This is a genomic window from Variovorax sp. F042 (assembly GCF_057814215.1).
In genome coordinates this window covers 1-19,390 of record NZ_JBVASX010000025.1, presented here as the reverse complement: position 1 = coordinate 19,390, position 19,390 = coordinate 1, and the positions used below count along the sequence as shown (strand labels likewise).

General features: G+C 64.2%; 20 protein-coding genes and 2 pseudogenes. 6 read left to right on the top strand and 16 right to left on the bottom strand.

The annotated features are described in order from the left end of the window. Together ACZYSP_RS35160 and ACZYSP_RS35155 are read right to left on the bottom strand one after the other, a co-directional pair. Positions 1-286: pseudogene (locus ACZYSP_RS35160) on the bottom strand (acyl-CoA dehydrogenase); the annotation flags it as partial. A gap of 47 nt (positions 287-333) precedes the next feature. Then, positions 334-957 carry a Dps family protein gene (locus ACZYSP_RS35155; RefSeq protein WP_489019160.1) on the bottom strand — a complete coding sequence of 208 codons (624 nt, stop codon included), beginning with the start codon at positions 955-957 and terminating at the stop codon, positions 334-336. Positions 958-1,175: 218 nt separating this feature from the next. Between ACZYSP_RS35155 and ACZYSP_RS35150 the strand changes: the two genes are divergently transcribed. Together ACZYSP_RS35150 and ACZYSP_RS35145 are read left to right on the top strand one after the other, a co-directional pair. Continuing rightward, positions 1,176-1,889 (top strand): glycosyltransferase family 2 protein, encoded by a 714-nt coding sequence (locus ACZYSP_RS35150; RefSeq protein WP_354339462.1) that lies wholly within the window; start codon positions 1,176-1,178, stop codon positions 1,887-1,889. A 4-nt stretch (positions 1,890-1,893) separates the two neighbouring features. Continuing rightward, positions 1,894-2,133, top strand: a complete 240-nt coding sequence (locus ACZYSP_RS35145) for a hypothetical protein (RefSeq protein WP_354339461.1) — start codon at positions 1,894-1,896, stop codon at positions 2,131-2,133. A 212-nt stretch (positions 2,134-2,345) separates the two neighbouring features. Here ACZYSP_RS35145 and ACZYSP_RS35140 read toward each other — a convergent pair whose 3' ends face one another. The 5 genes from ACZYSP_RS35140 to ACZYSP_RS35120 all read right to left on the bottom strand — a co-directional run bounded on the left by ACZYSP_RS35140 (position 2,346) and on the right by ACZYSP_RS35120 (position 4,432). Further along, complete coding sequence (locus tag ACZYSP_RS35140; RefSeq protein WP_354339460.1) at positions 2,346-2,516, bottom strand: hypothetical protein; 171 nt, start codon at positions 2,514-2,516, stop codon at positions 2,346-2,348. A 100-nt stretch (positions 2,517-2,616) separates the two neighbouring features. Next, positions 2,617-2,988: a response regulator gene (locus tag ACZYSP_RS35135; RefSeq protein WP_354339459.1), complete on the bottom strand. Its 372-nt coding sequence runs from the start codon at positions 2,986-2,988 to the stop codon at positions 2,617-2,619. A gap of 140 nt (positions 2,989-3,128) precedes the next feature. Beyond that, on the bottom strand, positions 3,129-3,401 hold the full coding sequence (locus ACZYSP_RS35130) for a hypothetical protein (protein WP_354339458.1): 273 nt from the start codon (positions 3,399-3,401) through the stop codon (positions 3,129-3,131). A 70-nt stretch (positions 3,402-3,471) separates the two neighbouring features. After that, the gene (locus ACZYSP_RS35125; protein ID WP_093083007.1) at positions 3,472-3,630 is read right to left on the bottom strand and encodes a DUF3309 family protein; all 159 of its coding nucleotides are present in this window, start codon (positions 3,628-3,630) and stop codon (positions 3,472-3,474) included. 109 nt (positions 3,631-3,739) lie between these two features. Next, complete coding sequence (locus ACZYSP_RS35120; protein ID WP_354339457.1) at positions 3,740-4,432, bottom strand: Crp/Fnr family transcriptional regulator; 693 nt, start codon at positions 4,430-4,432, stop codon at positions 3,740-3,742. A gap of 392 nt (positions 4,433-4,824) precedes the next feature. Between ACZYSP_RS35120 and ACZYSP_RS35115 the strand changes: the two genes are divergently transcribed. Continuing rightward, a complete protein-coding gene (locus ACZYSP_RS35115) occupies positions 4,825-5,118 on the top strand; it encodes a hypothetical protein (protein WP_354339456.1) in 294 nt (97 codons plus the stop codon). Between the two features lie 609 nt (positions 5,119-5,727). On the opposite strand, the gene ACZYSP_RS35110 is transcribed toward ACZYSP_RS35115, so the two are convergent. The 7 genes from ACZYSP_RS35110 to ACZYSP_RS35080 all read right to left on the bottom strand — a co-directional run bounded on the left by ACZYSP_RS35110 (position 5,728) and on the right by ACZYSP_RS35080 (position 13,285). Beyond that, positions 5,728-5,982: a hypothetical protein gene (locus tag ACZYSP_RS35110; protein WP_354339455.1), complete on the bottom strand. Its 255-nt coding sequence runs from the start codon at positions 5,980-5,982 to the stop codon at positions 5,728-5,730. Positions 5,983-6,038: 56 nt separating this feature from the next. After that, positions 6,039-7,424, bottom strand: a complete 1,386-nt coding sequence (locus ACZYSP_RS35105; RefSeq protein ID WP_354339454.1) for an amidase — start codon at positions 7,422-7,424, stop codon at positions 6,039-6,041. A 59-nt stretch (positions 7,425-7,483) separates the two neighbouring features. After that, positions 7,484-9,127, bottom strand: a complete 1,644-nt coding sequence (locus ACZYSP_RS35100) for a dipeptide ABC transporter ATP-binding protein (protein WP_354339453.1) — start codon at positions 9,125-9,127, stop codon at positions 7,484-7,486. Positions 9,128-9,129: 2 nt separating this feature from the next. Continuing rightward, a complete protein-coding gene (locus ACZYSP_RS35095) occupies positions 9,130-10,062 on the bottom strand; it encodes an ABC transporter permease (protein WP_354339452.1) in 933 nt (310 codons plus the stop codon). A gap of 31 nt (positions 10,063-10,093) precedes the next feature. Beyond that, positions 10,094-11,035, bottom strand: a complete 942-nt coding sequence (locus tag ACZYSP_RS35090) for an ABC transporter permease (RefSeq protein ID WP_354339451.1) — start codon at positions 11,033-11,035, stop codon at positions 10,094-10,096. Between the two features lie 123 nt (positions 11,036-11,158). Then, positions 11,159-12,742 (bottom strand): ABC transporter substrate-binding protein, encoded by a 1,584-nt coding sequence (locus ACZYSP_RS35085; RefSeq protein ID WP_354339450.1) that lies wholly within the window; start codon positions 12,740-12,742, stop codon positions 11,159-11,161. Positions 12,743-12,748: 6 nt separating this feature from the next. Next, on the bottom strand, positions 12,749-13,285 hold the full coding sequence (locus tag ACZYSP_RS35080; protein ID WP_354339449.1) for a MarR family winged helix-turn-helix transcriptional regulator: 537 nt from the start codon (positions 13,283-13,285) through the stop codon (positions 12,749-12,751). A 398-nt stretch (positions 13,286-13,683) separates the two neighbouring features. Between ACZYSP_RS35080 and ACZYSP_RS35075 the strand changes: the two genes are divergently transcribed. The 3 genes and pseudogenes from ACZYSP_RS35075 to ACZYSP_RS35065 all read left to right on the top strand — a co-directional run bounded on the left by ACZYSP_RS35075 (position 13,684) and on the right by ACZYSP_RS35065 (position 16,172). Continuing rightward, positions 13,684-13,965, top strand: coding sequence for a type II toxin-antitoxin system HicB family antitoxin (locus ACZYSP_RS35075; protein WP_354339448.1), 282 nt, complete (start codon positions 13,684-13,686; stop codon positions 13,963-13,965). A gap of 90 nt (positions 13,966-14,055) precedes the next feature. Next, positions 14,056-14,772, top strand: a pseudogene (locus ACZYSP_RS35070) (transposase); the annotation flags it as partial. A 581-nt stretch (positions 14,773-15,353) separates the two neighbouring features. Further along, complete coding sequence (locus ACZYSP_RS35065; RefSeq protein ID WP_354339464.1) at positions 15,354-16,172, top strand: helix-turn-helix domain-containing protein; 819 nt, start codon at positions 15,354-15,356, stop codon at positions 16,170-16,172. A 39-nt stretch (positions 16,173-16,211) separates the two neighbouring features. On the opposite strand, the gene ACZYSP_RS35060 is transcribed toward ACZYSP_RS35065, so the two are convergent. Together ACZYSP_RS35060 and ACZYSP_RS35055 are read right to left on the bottom strand one after the other, a co-directional pair. Further along, the gene (locus ACZYSP_RS35060; RefSeq protein ID WP_354339447.1) at positions 16,212-16,442 is read right to left on the bottom strand and encodes a hypothetical protein; all 231 of its coding nucleotides are present in this window, start codon (positions 16,440-16,442) and stop codon (positions 16,212-16,214) included. 468 nt (positions 16,443-16,910) lie between these two features. Next, positions 16,911-19,390, bottom strand: a 2,480-nt coding sequence (locus ACZYSP_RS35055) for an autotransporter family protein (RefSeq protein WP_489019153.1), incomplete at its 5' end; no start/stop codon positions are given.

Sequence of the window (19,390 nt, the reverse complement as noted above, 5' to 3'; positions counted from 1 at the left end):
GCGGCTCCGCGCACCAGGTGCCCCAGCGCGCACCCACGGGTGCGGCCGACGCGGCGCCGAGTTCGGCGAGGATGGCGAGAGCATCGGTATGCCCTTCGAACAGCTTCACCAACGAAAGGTCATGGGCCGCCACATCGGCCAGCACACGCCAGCGCGCCAGGGTCCGGCCGGCGCCCGGTTTGGGAAGCACGTCGATGCCTGCGTCGACCAGATGCTTCAGCGCGAGGTCGCAACCGTAGCGAAGCTGCAGTTGCCGCAAGGCATCGGCGAGCGCGGGTTCGGACATGTGAAGTAGCGGCTATCGCACGGAGCCTTTGGCACCACCGGTCGGCGTCAGGCAGTCACCGGCGAGGCGGCGACCAGGTGCTCGGTCAGGAACCACACTTGCAGTTCGTTGGTGCGAAGCACGTTGCTGACGAACACGTCGTTGCTGCCGGCGTCGCCGGACTTGTCGACCTGCTCGGCCGCATCGCGCGCCGAGATGATGATCTGCTCATGCGCCTCGGCCAGCCGGCGCAATTGCACGGCAGCCGGTTCGCGCCCGCGCGGCGGCCTGGCGATCTTGGTGGCTTCGGCGATGTCGGGCGCCATGGCGAGCGCAACGCCGCCAAGCAGCTGAATCCGTTCGGCAACGATGTCTACCAGCAGCACCTGGCCTTCGTAGTGCTGGTCGTACATGAGGTGCAACTGGTTGAAGGTCGGGCCCACTACCTGCCAGTGATGCTTCTTGTACATGTCGCGCAGCGTGATCGTGTCAGCCAGGCACTGGTTCAACAGCGCCACGCTTTGCTTGCAGACCTTCTCCGACAGCCCGTTGGGGAGCTTGATGATTTCCCCGTACCGTTGCGTCTCGTGGCTCTGCTGATGCAGGTTCGGCTTCACTTCCTTCGCTGACGCCGGGGTTGGCGAAGTCGGCGAGCCTGCCGCCTTTGACTTGCCGTTCTTTAATGCTGCCATGGGTGCGCTCCTGAATTTGGAAGATCGACTTCTAGCACCCGTGCAATGGCCCGCGCGTAGTCCAGCCGCCCGCTTCGAGCGGCTGTTTTCCTTCGTCGAGCCCGGGTGTCTGTCGCCTACAGACCCCCCGCGTTTCTCCTGACGTGGCGTGTACGGGCGGCTCTCTATCTTCGGTACTTGGCAGGCAATCCGATCTACAACGGCACGAGATCTCAACCATGCTAGGTATCGTCATCCCGGCGCACAACGAAGAGCAGCTCATTCGCGGATGCCTGTCTTCAGTGCGCATCGCATCGCAGCACCCCGCACTGATGGGAGAGCCCGTGGAGACGATCGTGGTGCTGGACGACTGCACGGACGCCACTGGCATCCTGGCGTCCAGCTGTGGCGCCATGACCGTCACCATTCGCGCGCGAAATGTCGGAGTGGCTCGGGCCGTGGGTGCGAAGGCTCTCCTGGCAAGGGGCGCGAGATGGCTTGCGTTCACCGATGCCGACACGCTGGTCTCGGAAGACTGGCTGGCGGCCCAACTTTCTCTTCAGACAGATGTTGTATGTGGAACGGTGTCCGTGCTGGACTGGTCGCCTCACGGGAGCCATGCAGCGCTGCTCGAGGCACATTTCCGGGAGACCTATTTCGACTGCGAATCCCATCGCCATGTGCATGGCGCAAACCTCGGCGTCTCGGCGGCGGCGTATCTTCGCGTCGGCGGGTTCAGGCACCTCGCGTGCAGCGAGGACGTCGCCCTGGTGAATGCGCTGGTCGATGCCGGCTGCAGCGTATCCTGGACTTCGCTGCCGCGGGTCGTGACCAGCGCTCGCACCGATGCACGGGCGCGTGGCGGCTTTGCGGGCGCGCTGCTGAATGCCGTGGCGCAACGCCTGGCCGAATCCACAGGCGCTGCGATGCGACCGGCAATTGCTGGCGGGTGACGCCGTGAGTGAAGCCCTTGATCTGATCCAATGGCCGGCGTTCATCGCATCTCTCACGGCAGCTTGGCTAGTCGCATCCAGCGCGAAGCGACGCAGGAATATCGGCTTCTGGGTATTCCTGTTCAGCAATATGCTGTGGGTGGTCTGGGCCTTGCACGCATCTGCCACGGCACTCGTTGCGCTTCAGGTTTGCCTGGCCGTGCTCAACGTTCGAGGTTTATTCAAAACGGATCCGCCGACATAGGTCCGCACTCTGCCGCCATCCGCGCAATTCATGTTGACGCTGCTTCCCGGCAAGAACTTGGCAGTCGCGCCCCCAAACCCCTGCGGCCGCGCAGCGTGATGCCTTCTTTCAAAAACAGGGGAATGCAATGGCCGATCCGCCGCCTTACCAACGCTTCCACCAGGGCCGTGCAGCGGCCCAAATAGCGAGAGGGCGGGTGTCTAGTTCGCGATTCATTGCAGGAGCACTGCCGCGAAGTCGTCGGACTTCCACTTCGAGCGCGTGGGCGATGCCCCGGGCATCTCGATCGCCACGAAGCGCTCGTCGGCGCCATTCGGCAGCCTGGGCCGCCAATCCGTGTTGATCTGAGTTTTCCAGTTCCACCATGGAGAGGGATTTTTCATTGCTTATGGCAACTGGCTGTAGGCGGACGGAGTGTGCGCTTGTACGAAAAGATACAAATAGCTGTCTGCGCTTGCAGGCGCGCATCAATGGGATCGCCCGTCAATGCACGGCAGCGCAATAGGCGAGGAACTCATTGACCTCTGCTGCCTTATCGAAGACCGCATCGGCGCCCAGACGAATGCACTCCGCACGGTTGTCTGGAGAAGCCGCATTGGTCAACGCCACCACGGTCCCTCTCTTCCCGCCGAGCGCTGAAAGGGCGGCCAACACGCCGAGCCCTGTGCCCTGTTTCAGCAACAGGTCCACGACGAGAAGCTGCCATGCCTCTTCATTCGCCTGGAGCCAGGCCACAGCTTCGGTCTCCGAGAGCGCAGTACCTATTACCTCGGCCTGCAAGTAGCCCTCGAGCACAACCTTGAGGCTGTCTTGGATCAATGGCTCATCTTCCACAATAAAAACGGCAAGCGTCATTTTGGGGAGCCTCCTGCGGATATCGACATCGAATGCGGGGGCGCATTGCCAATGTCCTGTAGAAGGTCGTGCTTTCGAGGAGGCCCTGTTGTAGGTAGACACCGCGTCAGCTTGTTGGCGCAGCAGCCAAGCCCGTCCCGTTATCGTGCGTCCGACGCCTCCAGATCGGCAGAGCGCTGTGTCGAGTTCAACAGGGAACAAGCACGCATCCTCAAGGCCGCTTCGCCCTTGGCCGTCACCCGTATCACCGTGGCCTGACCGGAGTAAGTTGTTCGCCCTTGGTAGTGCATGAACGGCGGAAGATCTGCCTCTATCAGTCTTGCAGCGCGCAGCAAATCACATTTCTCGATGTCCTCGTGCACGTCGATGGTCACTGGCATATCTGCGGAGCAAAGCCGCTCGAGCAATTGCATGGGCATTGCAGATCCTCGCATCGATGCAGGTCGACGTCGCCGGTTGATGAACTCATTTGCACCGCAGTGCCTAGAGGCGTCCCGTCAACAACAAGACGATCAGCACGAGCACGACGACGCCGAGAATGCCGCTCGGACCGTAACCCCAGCTGCGGCTGTGCGGCCATGACGGAAACGCCCCGATCAGAACGAGGATCAGGATGATCAGAAGAATGGTGCCAATGCTCATGATTCACTCCTAGGTGCTTGCTTGATATCAAGTTACCGAGGCGGTGCATTCCAGTCTGTTCGCTATCGAACAAACTGGAATGCACTGCCTGGTTGTCCGACCGCCGGCGTCAGTCCAGCGTGTCGGCGTAGGCCTTCCGATCGGCCGCGTAGCAGCCGCACGCTGCCGCTTCCAGGCCGCTGCGATCGAGCACCTTGAGATCGCCACGGTGGTAAGCAATCAGCCCGCTGTGCTGCAAGGCGTTGGCAGCCACGGTGATGCCCACGCGTCGCACGCCGAGCATGTAGGCCAGGAATTCATGCGTCACGCGAAAGCTGTCGCAGTGGGCTCGGTCCTGGCTCATCAGCAGCCACCGGGCCAGACGTGGGCCGATCTGATGGAAGCGAAGACATGCGGCCGAGGTTGTCAGCTGGGCCATCAGCACGTAGAGGTAGCGGTTCAGCACGCGCTGCAAGGCCACGCTGCGTTCGAGCTCCTTGCGGAAGGCACCCGCGTCGACGCGCCATGCCGTCCCCGCACCTTGCACAACCGCACGCAGGGGCGTTGTGCCCACCCCCAGCACGATTTGCGCGCCCAGCATGCCCTCGCGCCCGACCATCCCGACTTCGAGCTCAGGGCTGCCGCCGGTCAACGTCAACAGCGAAATAAAGCCTTCCGTGGGGAAATAGGCGTAGCGCGTGTACTCGCCGGGCGAGCAGAGCACGTCGGTCAAGATCAATGGAATGGGTTCGCAGATGGCGAGGAAGCGCCGCCGGTCCTTCGCGGGAAGCAGTTCGATCAGATGGTTCTCGACGGCGGTCAATCTCGCCCTCCGGTGCGTTGGCAGTCCGAACAAGTCTGCAACCTGCGCTGAAATTTCACTGTTCGATAGCGAACACAACGTGCTGGCGTCCACAGATGCCGGTCGTCACCGCTCGGACCGCCTACGCCGCGACCCTGTCTGGCAGAAGTCGGTCATATTCCTTCTTGACCACCGCATAGCGTTGGAAGCTCAGGATTTGGACAGTGACAGCCCGCCAGCATCGAGGCTCCGCCTTGGATGGGCGGGCGCCTAAGCTACCTCTACCAGCGCTGGATGGCCGTCAACGAGATCATGGCGTGGCACTGACGTTTGGTCTGTGTGCTATCGCACGGTCCAAACTTCCTCCCAGCGGTAGTGTCAGGGTTCCAACTCCCTTCCAAATGGAGGACACCATGACTCCCTCCCAATTCACCGCTGAGTCTCTGCTTTGCACCTACCTCAACGGGCGCACCATGCCGAAGATCCTTCGCGACGCAGTTGTGTGGGTGATCGAGGCCCGGCTGGCCAGCAACGAGACGCCAACTCTCGATGAAACGCTGCGCATTGACATCGACAACCATGCTGTGGCACTTCTTGAACGACCGATCGTATGCGCCTTGCTGCGTCGTTCGGACGAGGTCGAAGTCACAACGTATGCAAGCGCGAGGCATCCAGGCCACCGAGAGTTCGGAACTTCGGTGTATTGATACGAGTACTGGAGCTTCTGGGCCATCCATCGGCTTCAATTTATTCGCTCAGATGGCTTCCAGCGGTATGGCGAATCCAGTACGTTGACGCCCGCTCAAGGTGGGTCGCCGCAGCTTCGAAGTCGGTACCGCGCAATCGCAGCGAGGCCGCGGCTGCATTCATCACGCCATTGACGAGTTCGTGAATGGCGCTTCGTGCCATCGGCTCGATCGGAGCGAAGGCACATCACTGGTGCTGTGCTTTCGCTATTCAGTATTTGTCGGACATCCGCAAAGTCCGTCGCGCTTTACTTCGCTGGCTGGGTCTCCGGAGCTGGTGTGATGATCACAGTAGTGCTTTCGCTGGGCTTGCCAGTGTCCCCTTTTTTTCCATCGACGCCTTGGGCACCCGCTACACCGGGGGGGCCTGCAGGTCCGGGCGTAGCCACGGGTGCCGCTGGAACGGCGACCACGGCAGTGGGTCTATCGCACGCGGCCAAGCTCAATGCGCCGAGCATCGCCAAAGTCAGGAGTGAACGGTTCATGGGGAATCCTTTGAAGGCCCTCTCAGGCTAGGCGCATTCCTGACATGAGACGGTGCGCCAGCGAACATAGGCGCATTGCATTTCATCAGCCGTTGTGGATGATCACTGTCGAGTTTCGTTGCCGGCGTGGAAATCCACACCCTTTCATCACCCCGATGATTTCGGGCACGCGGGCTTCCGCTTTTGCGATCAGGAAGCCTCCGCGCTCGTGCCAAAGGAATCGGGACGAAGCGGCGAGCCTGGTCATTTCAGTGCTTGGCCATGCGGCAAAGGCCGCCAGCGTACGCAACGCGCGCTCCATCGTTTCCCTGTTGCTCAGTCGAGGCTCGGCATCCGTCATCGTTTTTTCCTGAGTGGCACCAAACAGGCGGCTGGCCCGTTCGGCGTTGACCTGCCTCAGACGGGTTCAGGCCAGGGGGCTTGCTCCGAACGGACCAACTCGTAGAACGCTGCCATCTGCAGCACGCCCAGGTCGTCGAACCGGCGACCTGCAATCTGCAGGCCGATGGGCAGACCGCTCCTGGAATAGCCGCAATTGATCGATGCCGCAGGCTGCTCCGACTGGTTGAACACCGAGGTGAAGTGCGAGTCCTTCAGCGGGTTCTCCGCTCCGCTGTTGATGGCTTCTGCCGCGAACGGCAGCACCGGCGACACGGGCGACAGCACGTAGTCGTACGGCTGCGTGGCGGCCACGGTCGCCGCGCGCAGCGCCTGCATGCGCGTGAAGGCACAGAAGGTTTCTTCGGGCGTGAGTGAACCCGCGAACTCGCCTGCGGCATGGATGTAGTCGGCCGCCAGCCTGGCGCGCTCGACCGGCATGGCCGCCAAGTCGACGCGGCAGCGCATGGTGAAGAAGTGCGCCATGCCCATGCGCATGTCCAGTGTGGTCCAGTCGGACAGGGGCTCCACGATGGCGCCGGCCTGCTCGAAGACACGCGCCGCCGCCAGCACCGCGTCTTTCACTTCAGGATCGATCGGCCAGCCGTCCGCGGTTTCGGTCCACAGGCCGATGCGCAGGCCCCGCACGTTGCAGCCCAGATGATCCCAGGCAATGTCCTGTGCCGGCAGACTCATGTAGTCGCGCGGATCGGGTCGCGAAACCACCTTCATCAGCAGCGCGGCGTCAGCGACCGTGCGAGTCATCGGGCCGATCACGCGCGCTGCCGCCGGTGGATCGACCGGAATGCGCCCATGGCTGGGCTTGAGCCCGAACACACCGCAGAAATTGGCGGGAATGCGTACCGAGCCGCCGATGTCGGTGCCCAGGTGCAAGGGGCCATAGCCCGCAGCAGCGGCGGCGCCGGCACCGGAGCTGGAACCACCCGTGTTCTTGCTCAGGTCCCACGGGTTGCGCGTGAGCGCATGAAAGCTCGACGGGGCAGCGCCCAGGAAGCCGAAGTCCGGCATCGTGGTCTTGGTGACGATGACCGCACCCGCTTCTCGCAAGCGTGCGGCTGCGGGCGCATCCGCCGTGGCGGGCGACAGCACCGTGGCGGCGCTGCCGACCGGAGTCGGCGTGCCGCGCGTGGCGATGTTTTCCTTGAGCGTGACGGGCACGCCGTCGAGCGCGCCTTGCGGCGCGCCCTGGTTCCATCGCGCTTCCGAGGCCTGGGCCGAGGCCAGCGCGGCTTCGGCATCCAGCGCGTAGGTGGCGTGGATGCTCGGCTCCCAGCGCTCGATGCGCGCCAGCACGGACTTCGTCACGTCGACTGGCGAGAGGGTGCGGGCGCGATAGCGTTCCAGCAGTTGGACGGCGCTCAGGGCGTACAGTGGTGTTTCCATGGTGTGCTTCTTTTTCGGGTCGAAGATGTTGATCGGGGCCAGTGGCTGGTGCGCACGCATCAGCCCTGCCCGAACGCGTAGCCCTGACCAGGGGCCGCGGCCAACAGGGAGCGGGTGTACGCCTCGCGCGGCGACAGCAGCACGTCGTGCGCCGTGCCTTGTTCGACGATGCGGCCCTTGTGCATGACGATCAGCCGGTCGCAGATCTGGCTGGCCACGCGCAGGTCATGTGTGATGAAGAGGATGCCGATGGACAGGCGCTGCTGGATTTCCGCGAGCAGCTTGAGGATCTGGTCCTGCACCGAGACATCGAGCGCCGACACGGCCTCGTCGGCAATCAGCACCTGGGGTTCGCAGGCCAGTGCGCGCGCAATACACAGGCGCTGTCGCTGGCCGCCGGAGAACTCGCTCGGATAGCGATGCAGCACGTCGGGCTTCAACCGCACCAGGTCCATCAGTTCCTCGGCGCGCTTCCAGGCCTTCTCGGGAGAAAGGCCGAAGTTCACCGGTCCTTCGACGATCGACTGTCCGACCGTGCGGCGCGGATTCAGCGAACGATTCGGGTCCTGGAACACCACCTGCACCATGCGCCTGAATGCCGAGAGCCGTGCACGCGGCGTGTGCTGCGCCTCGATGTGAGGCACCCAGACTTCGCCGTCGGTCGGTTCGATCAGTTGCGCAATGCAGCGCGCAACGGTGGATTTGCCCGAACCGGACTCGCCCACGATGCCCACGGTTTCGCCGGCATGCAGCTTGAGCGACACATCGGTCGCCGCTTGCACCGTGCGGCGCTTGCCCGGCCACGATCCGGAGCGATAGGTCTTGGTCACGCGGCGCGCATCGAGCAGGGGCGGCGCGTCCGCGAGGGGAGGGCGCGGGGCGGGCTCCAGCCGCGGCACCGCATCGAGCAGCATGCGCGTGTAGGGCTCCTTCGGGCGGCGCAGAACATCGTCCTTCGGGCCGCTTTCGACCTGCCGGCCCAGTTGCATCACCACCACATGGTCCGCAATGTCCGCGACCACGCCGAAATCGTGCGTGATGAACAGCACCGCCGTTGCGTTCTCCTGCTGCATCTCGCGAATGAGCGAGAGGATCTCAGCCTGCGTGGTCACGTCCAGCGCGGTGGTGGGCTCGTCGCAGATCAGCAGCGCGGGACGCAGGATCAGCGCGATGGCGATCACGATGCGCTGCCGCTGTCCGCCCGAGAGCTGGTGCGGGTAGGCGTCGTAGATGCGTTCGGGCTCCGGCAGCTTGACGCGCGCAAAGATGGCCAGCACCTTCTGCCGGCGCTCGGAGGCGCCGAGCCCTGTGTGCTCGGCCAGTATTTCATCGACCTGCGCACCGCAGCGCATCACCGGGTTCAGCGCTGTCATGGGCTCCTGGAACACCATCGCCATGCGTGCGCCGCGCCATGCGCGCAACTGCGCGGCGTCGGCCGTGAGGATGCTCTCGCCCAGAACCTCGATGCGTCCGCCCGAAGGCACCAGCGAAGAGGGCAGCAGCCCCATCACGGCCTGGGCGATCACCGATTTGCCGGAACCCGACTCGCCCAGCAGGCACACGACCTGGCCGGGCATCACGTCGAAGGAAGTGGCGTAAACGGCATGCGGCCGGTCCGCGCCCTCGGGCAGGTCGATGCGCAGGTCGCGCACGACGAGGCAGGCCGATCCGGCGGCGGAGGTGGTGGAAAGCGTGCGTGCCATGGTCAGCTCCCGCGTTTGTTGAACTTTGGGTCGAGCGCGTCGCGCAGGCCGTCGCCGAGCATGTTCACCGCCAGCACCGTGAGCGCGAGGAAGGCGCCCGGCAGCAGCACGGTCGAAGGATGCGACGTGAAATACGCGCGGCCTTCGGACATGATGTTTCCCCAGGTCGGCACGTCGGAGGGCAGCCCGATGCCGAGGAAGGACATGACCGCTTCCGCCAGCATCGCCGCCGCGCAGACGAAGGTGCCCTGGACGATCAGCGGCGCCACTGTGTTGGGAAGGATGTGGCGCAGCATCAGCTTCCAGGCGGGCGTGTCCAGCGCAATGGCGGCCTCGACATACGGCTCTTCACGCACCGACAGGACGACCGAGCGCATCAGCCTTGCCACCCGCGGTGTTTCCGGCACTGTGATGGCCAGGATCACCGTGAACAGGCTGGGCCGCCAGACCGCGACCAGCACGATGGCGAACAGGATGCCCGGGATCGCCATCATCCCGTCCATGACACGCATGATCGCGCCGTCGAAGCGGCGAAAGTGACCCGCGAGCATGCCCACCAGCATTCCCAGTGCGATCGAGCCCAGTGCGACCGCCACCCCGACCGACAGCGAGATGCGCGCGCCGTAGGCCGTGCGGCTCCAGATGTCGCGGCCCATGCTGTCTGTTCCCATCGGGAAGAAGCGCTCGAAGCTGTCGCCGGCCAGCGTCGTGAATTCGGCATGCGCGCCCGGCGACAGGTGCGAGCTGGCCGGGTCCATGGCGTTGGGGTCGATGGTGTAAAGCCAGGGGGCCGCGACCCCCAGCACCACCATGAGGCACAGGAGCACACTGCCCGTGCGCACGGCCCCGTTCGAGAAGACGCGGCGCAGCAGAGAGGGCTTGCGACGGCGGAGTTCCGCCGTCGTCGTGTCCATCGGTATGGAAATCGAATTCATGGAAGGGTCTCCAAAAGAAGATGGCTGCGCGTCAGTAGCGGATGCGTGGATCGAGCAGCAGGTAGCTCAGGTCCACCAGCAGGTTGACGACGACATAGACGAGCGAGAAGAACAGGGTGATGCCCTGGATGAGGGGGTAGTCGCGCGAGAGCACCGCGTCCACCGTCAGCTGGCCCAGGCCCGGTATGGCGTAGATCGTCTCGGTCACCACCACGCCGCCGATGAGGCCGGCCACACTCAGGCCGATGATGGTGGCGATCGGCACGGCCGCATTGGCGAGGGCATGGCGAATCAGCATGCGCCACTCGGAGATGCCCTTGGCGCGCGCGGTGCGCACATAGTCTTCGGTCAGTGCTTCGGAAACCGCCGCCCGCGTGACCCGTGCGATCAGCGCGGCATACATCACGGCCAGCGTGACGCACGGCAGTACCAGGTTGCGCAGCCACGGACCGACGCCTTCGGCAATGCGGCTGTAGCCCTGCGACGGCAGCCAGCCCAGCTGCATCGAGAACAGCCAGATCATCAGGTAGCCCGCGACGAACACCGGCACGGAGAAACCGAGTACCGAGGCGCTCATGATGAAGCGGTCGAGCCGGCCGCCGCGCCGCGAGGCCGCCAGCACACCCAGCGGCACCGCGATCAGCACGGTGAGCACGACGGTTACGGCGGCCGCGGACAGCGTCGGCTCCAGCCGTTGCCCGATCAGCTGGGTCACGCTCATCTTGTAGAAGTAGGAATAGCCCAGGTCGCCGCGCAGGACGTGGCCCAGCCATCCGAAGAACTGGCTGATGACCGGTGCGTCCAGGCCGAGCTGTGCACGGATGCGTTCGACGTCCTGCACGGTGGCACCGTCACCCGCGATGGCCGCCGCCGGATCGCCGGGCGTCATGCGCAGCAGGAGGAAGACGATGACGGCCACGATCAGGAGCACGGGCGCCGTGGCCAGGCCGCGCCGCAACAGGAAATTGAGCATGTGAGAGGGTCTCGTTCGAGCGGTTGAACAGCCGATGCAGGTAATGTGGGCAAAGGAAATCCCCGACCGGTCGCAACGGATGCGACCGGCCAAGCGACTCGGTAAAGGAGTAGAGGGCCGCGCCTACTGCTTGCGCACGTTCCAGTACAGGACGGCGGGCGAGGGCAGCAGTCCGCTGACCACGCCGCGGCGCACCGCCGTGGGCGCCTTGCCTTCGCCCAGCGGGGCGATCACGCCGCCTTCGAGCACGCGCAGCTGGATCTGCGTCGCGATGTCCTTGCGTTGCGCGATGTCGGCGGTTTCGATGAAGCGTGTCTTCAGCTTTTCCAGCTCGGGATCGACTGGCCAGCCGAAGTAGCCTTGGTCGCCGTTGCCGGTCAAGGGGCTGTAGGTGATGGGGCTGCTAGCGTCCACGCCGCCCCAGAAGGTGATGAAGGCGTTCCAGCCACCGTTCTCCGGCAGGTCTTTCTTGGTGCGTCGGGTCACGAGCGTGGCCCAGTCGGTGGTCTGCACGTCGACGTTGAAACCGACCTGTTTGAGCAACTGTCCGTAGATCGCGGGCAGCTTGTTCAGAGCGGGCGAGTCACCCGGCAGCATGATGACGATGGGCTTGCCGTCGTAGCCCGATTCCTTCAGCAGCTTGCGCGCTTCCTCGAACTGCGGCTTGCCGGTGAAGAAGCCGGTCTTGTCGCTCGCATAGATCGAGCCGCACAGGTAGATCGAGGTGCAGGGCTTGTAGAAGTCGCGGAAGACGGCCTGCGCGCGCAGCATGGCTTCCTGGTTGATGGCGAGCATGGCCGCCTTCAGCGCCTTCGGGTTGTTGAAGGGCGCGACCTTGTGGTTGTAGATCACGGTGAACGGGCCGGCGGGCATTACGTCCACCAGTTCGATCTTCTGGCTGGTGCGCATGTCGGTGTAACCGGACGAGGGCACGGTCTCGAGCATGTCGACCTCGCCGTTGAGCAGGGCGTTGACCTGCGTCTGCGGGTCGCGCAGCAGCACCCATTCCACGCGGTCCACGTTCACCACCTTGCCGCCCGCCAGGCCCGAGGGGGTTTCCTTGCGCGGCACGTAGGCGGTGTTCTTGCGGTAGATCACGCGGTCGCCGGGGCGGAAATCTTCCTTGGCGAGCGTGAAGGGACCGGAGCCGATCATCTCTTCGATCTGCTTGTCGGCAGGGGTGTCGGCCACGCGTTTGGGCATGATGAACGGCACCAGCGGATTGGGCTTGCCCAGCGCGTCGAGCACCACGCCGAAGGGCTGCTTGAAGTTCATGCGGAAGGTGTTTGGGTCTTCCGAGGTGATGCTGTCCATGGCCTCGTACATCTTCTGGCCGAGCGTGTCGCGCTTGGCCCAGCGCGCGAGCGAGGCGATCACGTCCTGCGAGGTGACGGGCGCACCGTCATGGAACTTCAGGCCGGGGCGCAGCGTGAAGGTCCAGACCTTGTTGTCGGGACTGGCGGTGTACTTGTCCACCATCTGCGGCTTGATCGCGCCCTTTTCGTCCATGCCGAAGAGGGTGTCGTAGATCATGAAGCCGTGGTTGCGCGTGATGTTGGCGGTGGTCCAGATCGGGTCGAGGATCTTCAGGTCCGACGAGGGCACGGTGCGCAGCACGGTGTCCGCGCAGGCCGCGGCCGAGAACGTCAGGGCCAGTGCCGACAGGGTGGCCGCGAACGCGCGGCGCAGCGAGAGTGGAGTTGCCATGAAGCCTTACTTCTTTCGAGGAGTGCCAGAGGGAGGTGGTGGGGAGGAGTCCGAAGATTTGCTTTCGCGCAGCTGGGCCAGCAGGAACTCGAAGATGTCGCGCGAAGCCTCTTCCGCGTCGATGATCTTGTGGAGGATGCGGCGCAGGGTGTGGACCTCGGCCGTGCTGAGGCAGTCGAGGAAGCGCGCTTCCATCTCTCGTCCGATGGGCTCGGCCTGCAGCACGAGTTCGATGCCAGCCTGGGTCAGGCACAGATGGATCTGCCGGGCGTCCTCGTTGCCGATCTGGCGCTGGACCAGTTCGCGTTGCACCAGCGAAGCCACGAGCTTGGAAACCAGCGTCTTCTCAATGGCGCAGGTCTGCACCAGCTGGCCCATCGTGATGCCGGGTGCACCGCCGATCATCCGCAGCAGCCGCACGTCGCGGATCGACAGGCCGAGTTCGATCTCGTACACGCGCGAACCGCGATCCCGCGTCCGCGAAGACGCCAGGTCGAGCAGGACGTTGATGTAGTCGGTTTTCAGCTGAAGCGGTGCGTGCATGGCCAGATGTAAGAAATCTTCAATAGTTGAAATGTTCAACTATCTTGCAAACCTGTGCAAGCTCTGGGCCAGCCGTCGAGGGAAATCCCCTACGAAGGGCGCTGCCCTGGGGAAATTCCTCTGTAGCGAGATGAAAAGTAGCCGTGCCTGGACGGCAAGGCGGTCGCCGAACCGGTGCAGCGCGCGCACCACGATGAAGCTTGCGCGTGGATTTCGCGCTTATTTGGCCCTGCGGGGATGCGGACAAAACTTGGCGGGCGTACACGAAGGACGGCTACGCATCGGTTGCTGGCATTCGAAAAGCTCGTGCGAATGGGTACTATCGGCGCCATAACCAGCTGTTCACCGCGTAGGTCGAGACTGGCGCAGAAGCTGAGAGTTCCGGTACACACGACATCATGAGAAAAGAGCAGGTCGAAATTTATTCCGATACAACCAACGCGGCGGTGCTACGGCATCCCGATCGCCACTTTCCTGGCTGTTTGGTTCAGGGTGACACGCTCAACGGTCTGTGGCAGGCAGTTCGTCGCGTCCAACGCGGTGCCCATCTCCTTGACGAGGAGGCTGCTGCGGAACTCAAAGATGTTGCCGATCACCTTGAGAGCCTTTTGAGCCACTACAAGACGGTGCTTTCAGCCCACGCGATTGAGCTGCCGTTCACCGATCAGACGAACGGCTGACGACGCTATCCGGCCGAGGCTGTGTGAAAACGCTTCGCCGTCGGCACTCATCTAAATAAAATCATGGCACCCGTTCTCAGCGAGGTGCCCATGAAGCGATTCATCGAAGGCGAAGACCGACAGCAGGTCGCGTTGTTGCCGGAGTGTCTTGATGACTATATCGGCGAAGACAACCCGGTGCGAGTGATCGACGCCTTTGTCGAGGAACTGGATCTTCAAGTCATGGGCTTCAAGGGTGTTGATCCGGCTTCCAGCGGTCGACCGTCGTATCACCTCGCGATGCTGCTCAAGCTCTACATCTACGGGTATCTGAACCGCATCCAGTCCAGCCGGCGCCTGGAACGCGAGGCCCAACGCAACGTCGAGCTGATGTGGCTCACCGGCCGGCTCGCTCCGGACTTTAAGACCATCGCCGACTTTCGTCACGACAACGGCGCTAGCATCCGCAATGTCTGCAAGCGCTTCATCGGCATGTGCCGTGAACTCAAGCTGTTCACCCAGGCCATCGTAGCCATCGACGGAAGCAAGTTCAAGGTAGTGAACAGCCGGGACCGCAACGTCACGCCAGCCAAGATCGACAAGCGCCAGCAGCAGATCGAGCAAAGCATTCAGCGCTACCTGGACGCGCTGGAGACGGCGGACCGTACACAGCCCTCAGAGGTCGAAGTCAAGACCGAGCGACTGCAAGACAAGATCAGGAAGCTGCGCGATCAGCTGCGCCAGCTCGATGAAACCAAGGAGCAGTTGAAGCACGAGCCGGATGGGCAACGTTCAACCACCGATCCCGACGCACGCTCGATGATCTCGTAGGCAAAGGGTTCGGGCTGCCCGTTGCGGCGCTGGCCTGACGGCCGCGTTCTGTCTCTACTGTGCGCTGTCGAGCGGCTGAGTTCGGCATACTCATGTGCCGAGTGCGTTTCCACACAACCTCGGCCGACTGTAGCCCCACGCAAGGTCGGTGCAAAGGGCCCAGAGCCGTCTTTTTGCGCATTCGTTGTAGATGTCCGCTTTGCAGTGCGGTCCTTCCCTCTCCCTCGAACCTATGACCGCAATGACGGCGAGAGAAGACTGCGCGGCAATCTTCAGCTGATGAGACAAAGTGTGAGTCGAACGCGATATCAACAGACTAGGGACGGTGCCGACGTTCTGAGGGTGCATCTAGCGCAGAGCCAGAACGGAACTTGCCGGCACCTCTTTGCGAGCCAACTTTGAAATTGCACCAGCGTTGGAGTGGATTCTGTAAGTTTCGATCTTTCACCATCGAACTGCAGTACGTCATTGATTAGAAATACGTTCTTGCCTTTTTGTCAGATCACGCTGCCCACCCGGCACGGTCTATGACCTCGGACGTCATGGCGGCCACGACGCAGCGCGCCACAATCGGCTGCATGACCACCGTCCTTGAAACGCGCCCCGGCGTCCGCGACTCCTTCGGAATGCACTTGCGGCACTGGCGCGAGCACCGCCGCTTGAGCCAACTCGACCTGGCGCAAGAGGCCCGGATCTCGACGCGCCACCTAAGCTGTGTGGAGACCGGCCGAGCTGCGCCGAGCCGCGAGATGGTGCTGCGCCTGGTGGAGCGACTAGACGTGCCGCTGCGCGAACGAAATGCCTTGCTGGTGGCGGCAGGCTACGCGCCCATGTACCACCAGCGCGCGCTGGACGATCCGGCGCTTCAGGCCGCGCGAGGTGCGGTGGACCTTGTGCTCAAGGGGCACGAGCCCTATCCGGCACTGGCGGTGGACCGACACTGGAATCAGGTAGCGCACAACGCGCTGGTGCCGCTGCTAAGGGCCGGTGCCGAACCGGCGCTGCTGCAGCATCCGCTGAACGTGCTGCGTTTGTCGCTGCATCCCGAGGGGATGGCCAGGCGCATCGTGAATCTGGCGCAATGGCGTGCCCATCTGCTCGAGCGTCTGGCCCAGCAGATCGCCGCCACGGGGGACCCGGTGCTGAAGGCGCTGCGCAGAGAACTGGCAGCTTATCCGATGGCCGACCCCGGGCCGACCCCGACTGGCGACTTGTCCGGCGTGGTCGTGCCCTTGCAGTTGCGCACTGAGACCGGCGTGCTGAGCTTCATCAGCACGACAACCATCTTTGGCACGCCCGTGGACGTGACGCTGCAGGAGTTGGCGGTCGAGTCCTTCTTTCCCGCCGATGCGGCGACTGCGCAGGCCTTGACGGCGCTGGCCGGGCGAGCGGGCTGAAGCGGGACCTCGTTAGTACCGAAGGCCGCCCAGCGATCACTACTCCGCCAAGCGAATCACCATGACGCTCGTATTGCTCGAGTTGTTGATGGACTGGGTGAAGCCCGTGAGGCGGTTGCTTGTCGCGCCTACTGTGTAGGTGCGGCTGGTGGTCTGGCCGTTCAGCGTCCGTGTACTGCTCGATCGGTTGCCGTTGGCGTTGTAGACGAAGCCTGCGGTGTTGCCCGTGGCATTGAAGTTGGTGATGTGGCCCACGGCGTCGTAGCCCACGCTCGAGGTGAGATTGGCATTGGCGATGGTGCTGTGGGTCGGATCGGTGTCGCCCGGCTGGTAGAGGTTTTGCGTGAGGCTCGTGATGCGGCCTGCTGCGTCGTAGGTGTAGCTGCTGAACTCGGTGGTGGTCAGCCGGCCTGCTGTGTCGTAGGTGCGGCTGGCGGCCAGTTGAGGGCTGCTGGTGTTGAAGGCCCAGGTCCAGGCGGTGGGCTGGCCCAGTGGGTTCCAGGCGATGCCGGTGACGAGGGGGTTGCCGTTCCAGTTCAGGCCCGTCAGGCGACCGGTGGTGTCGTAAGAGCGCAGGAGGTGTCAAGCACGCACCTGCGGCAGGACTGGTGTCCCCCAATTCGCCGCCTGCCACCTCTACTCCCCCCGCAAGCGAAGACCGTCGCTTGCCAGATTTGGGTAGCCGCTGCGGGCACCCGCGCCGCACCAGGAACCGATGATTCCTGACGCGGCGTCCCCTCACCACTTCATGCGCAGCCCGATCGAGCCCTGCAGGGAGGTCTTCACATCCGACGCGCCGCCCGAGGCCCACAGCTTGCCGACTTCGCCGTAAATGCTGGTGGTCTGGTTCAGCGCCAGGGTGAGGCCGCCGGCCAGTTCGCTGACAGTGGAGCCGGTGCGGCTCGTGATGTCGGTCGTGGCGGCAGGTCCGATGAAGCGGGCGACGTCGGCGCCGCCGCTCGCCTTGTAGATGTTGAAGCGGCCGTACGGCTGCAGCGTGCCGAGGCTCGTGGAGATCTCGCCCTTCAAGCGCACGCCGACGCGCGCGATCCAGCCGTCGTCGCTGTCCTGCCGCACGTTCGCACCGGAGATCGCGATGTCGTCCAGGCTGAGGTGCTGGCGAATCAGCTGCAGTTGCGGCTCGATCTTCCAGCCGCTGTCGCCCATTGCGAATGCCTGGCCCACTTCGATGGATGCCGTCAGGCTGTCGCCCTTGCCCGAGCTGCGCTGAGTGGACAGCGGCTCGACGGTGTAACGGTGCCGCCCGGCCTGCAGCACGGCGTCGGCGTAGAAGCCCGAATCGGCAGTCCAGGTGCCGTAGGCGCCCAGGTACTGGCTGCGCAGGTCGTTGGAACCGACGGCCAGGTTGGCGATGCCACTGGCAAAGCCGCTGACCCTGACGCTGCCGTCGAGTTGGCCGACGTACACGCCGGCACGCCAGTTCGATGTGGCGAACAGATCGGTGCCAGCCTGGAAGCCCTTGACGTTGCCCTTGCTGTGCGGATCGACGGTGCCTTGCTGGCGGATGTCGATGTCGGTGGCGATCACGCGGCCCCAGGCGCGGCGCTCGGTGTCGGTCGATGCTGCAGCGCCTGCCTTGACATCGTCGTCGCCGATGCGTTGGTGCAGGTTGCCGATCATGGCCAGGTCCGCCTGGCGTACCTGGCTGGGCAGCGCGGAGAGCAACGGGACTTCGGCTCGGTAGGCCGGCACTTGCACGGCGCTCGTGTCGGTACCGCCCGTTGTGCCGCCCGTCGATCCGCCCGTGCCCGTCGTTGCCGTGGTGGTCGATCGCAGGTACCAGTTCTCGCCGGCGCCGCTGGCGTCGGCGGCATACAGGCGGTACTCGTAGGCACCCGCATCCACGTGGCCGCCCGCGAGTGAGAACGCATCCTTGGTGGTCTGCGCGGTGGTGGTGGCGCCGCTGAGCGCCGAGACCACTTCGATGCCGTTGCCCGTAGTCAGCGCGCCCAGGCCACCGAGCTGGGTGATCTGCACGCTGGTCCTGCCGCTGGCCGAGGCGCTTGCACCGTTGAGCACCAGCCGGTCGCTCACGCTGGTGCTGTCGCCCAGGAAGGTGCCCAGCCGCAGCACGCCGTTGTTGCCCACATAGGCGCCGTTGACGGTGAGGGTGGTGCCTGGTGTGGTGCCTACCAAGGTGACAGTGCCGCTGTTGGCGAGCGAGGCAACCGTCTGGCTGAAGCCTGCAAGGTCGAGCGTGGCGCCGCTTTGCACGGTGTGCGCCGAGGCTGCGCTGAAGGTGCCGGCGACGCCGGCCTTCAGGGTGCCTTCGGCCACATCGGTCGCGCCGGTATAGCTGTTGGAGCCCGAGAGCGTGAGGGTGCCGCTGCCGATCTTGGTGATGAAGCCGCCGCCGGTAATGTTGCCGCTGAGCGTGGCGCTGAAGCTGCCGGTGTCGATCACCGGGTCGTTGTTGCCGGTCAGCACCACGGCGTTGGCGAGGTTCAGGCTGTCGGCCGCGAAGCCGAGCGTGGTGCCGTCGTCCATCGCCAGCGTGCCGGTGCCCAACGCCAGGTTGTTGCCGACGTTCAGCCGGCCTTGCTTGAGCGCGGTGCCGCCGCCGTAGCTGTTGGCCGCGGTGAGCGTCGTGGTGCCGGCGCCTTCCTTGACGAGCGAGCCGGTGCCGCTGATGGTGCCCGACAGCGTGAGCGCGTTCGAGCGGTTGATGACCAGCGTCGCGTTGTTCAGGACGTTGCCCAAGATGCTGCCCGTGGTGCCGCCGTTGCCGAGTTGCAGCGTGCCGGCACTGATGACGGTGCCGCCGGCGTAGGTGTTGTCGGCGGTGAGGATCGTCGTGCCCGTGCCGGCCTGCACAAACGCGCCGGAGCCGCTGATGGTGCCCGACAGCGTCAGCGCGTTCGAGCGCTGGACGGTCAACGTCGCGTTGTCGACGATGTCGCCTTTCACCGAGCCGGTGGTGCCGCCGCTGCCAAGCTGCAGCACACCGGCGCTGATAGTGGTGGTGCCGGTGAAGGCCTGGTCCTGCGTCAGCGTGAGCGTGCCCGCGCCGGTCTTCTCGATGCCGCCTATGCCGCTCACGAGGCCGGCGTAGGTTGCGTTGTCGGGCTGGGCGAAACGCACCAGCCCGTTGTCGGTGATTGCTGCCGGCGCGAATTGCGCGCTGCTTTGCAGCACACCGCCCGAACCGACGGTCATGCTGCCCGTATAGGTGCTGGCATTGGCGCCCAGGATCAGGG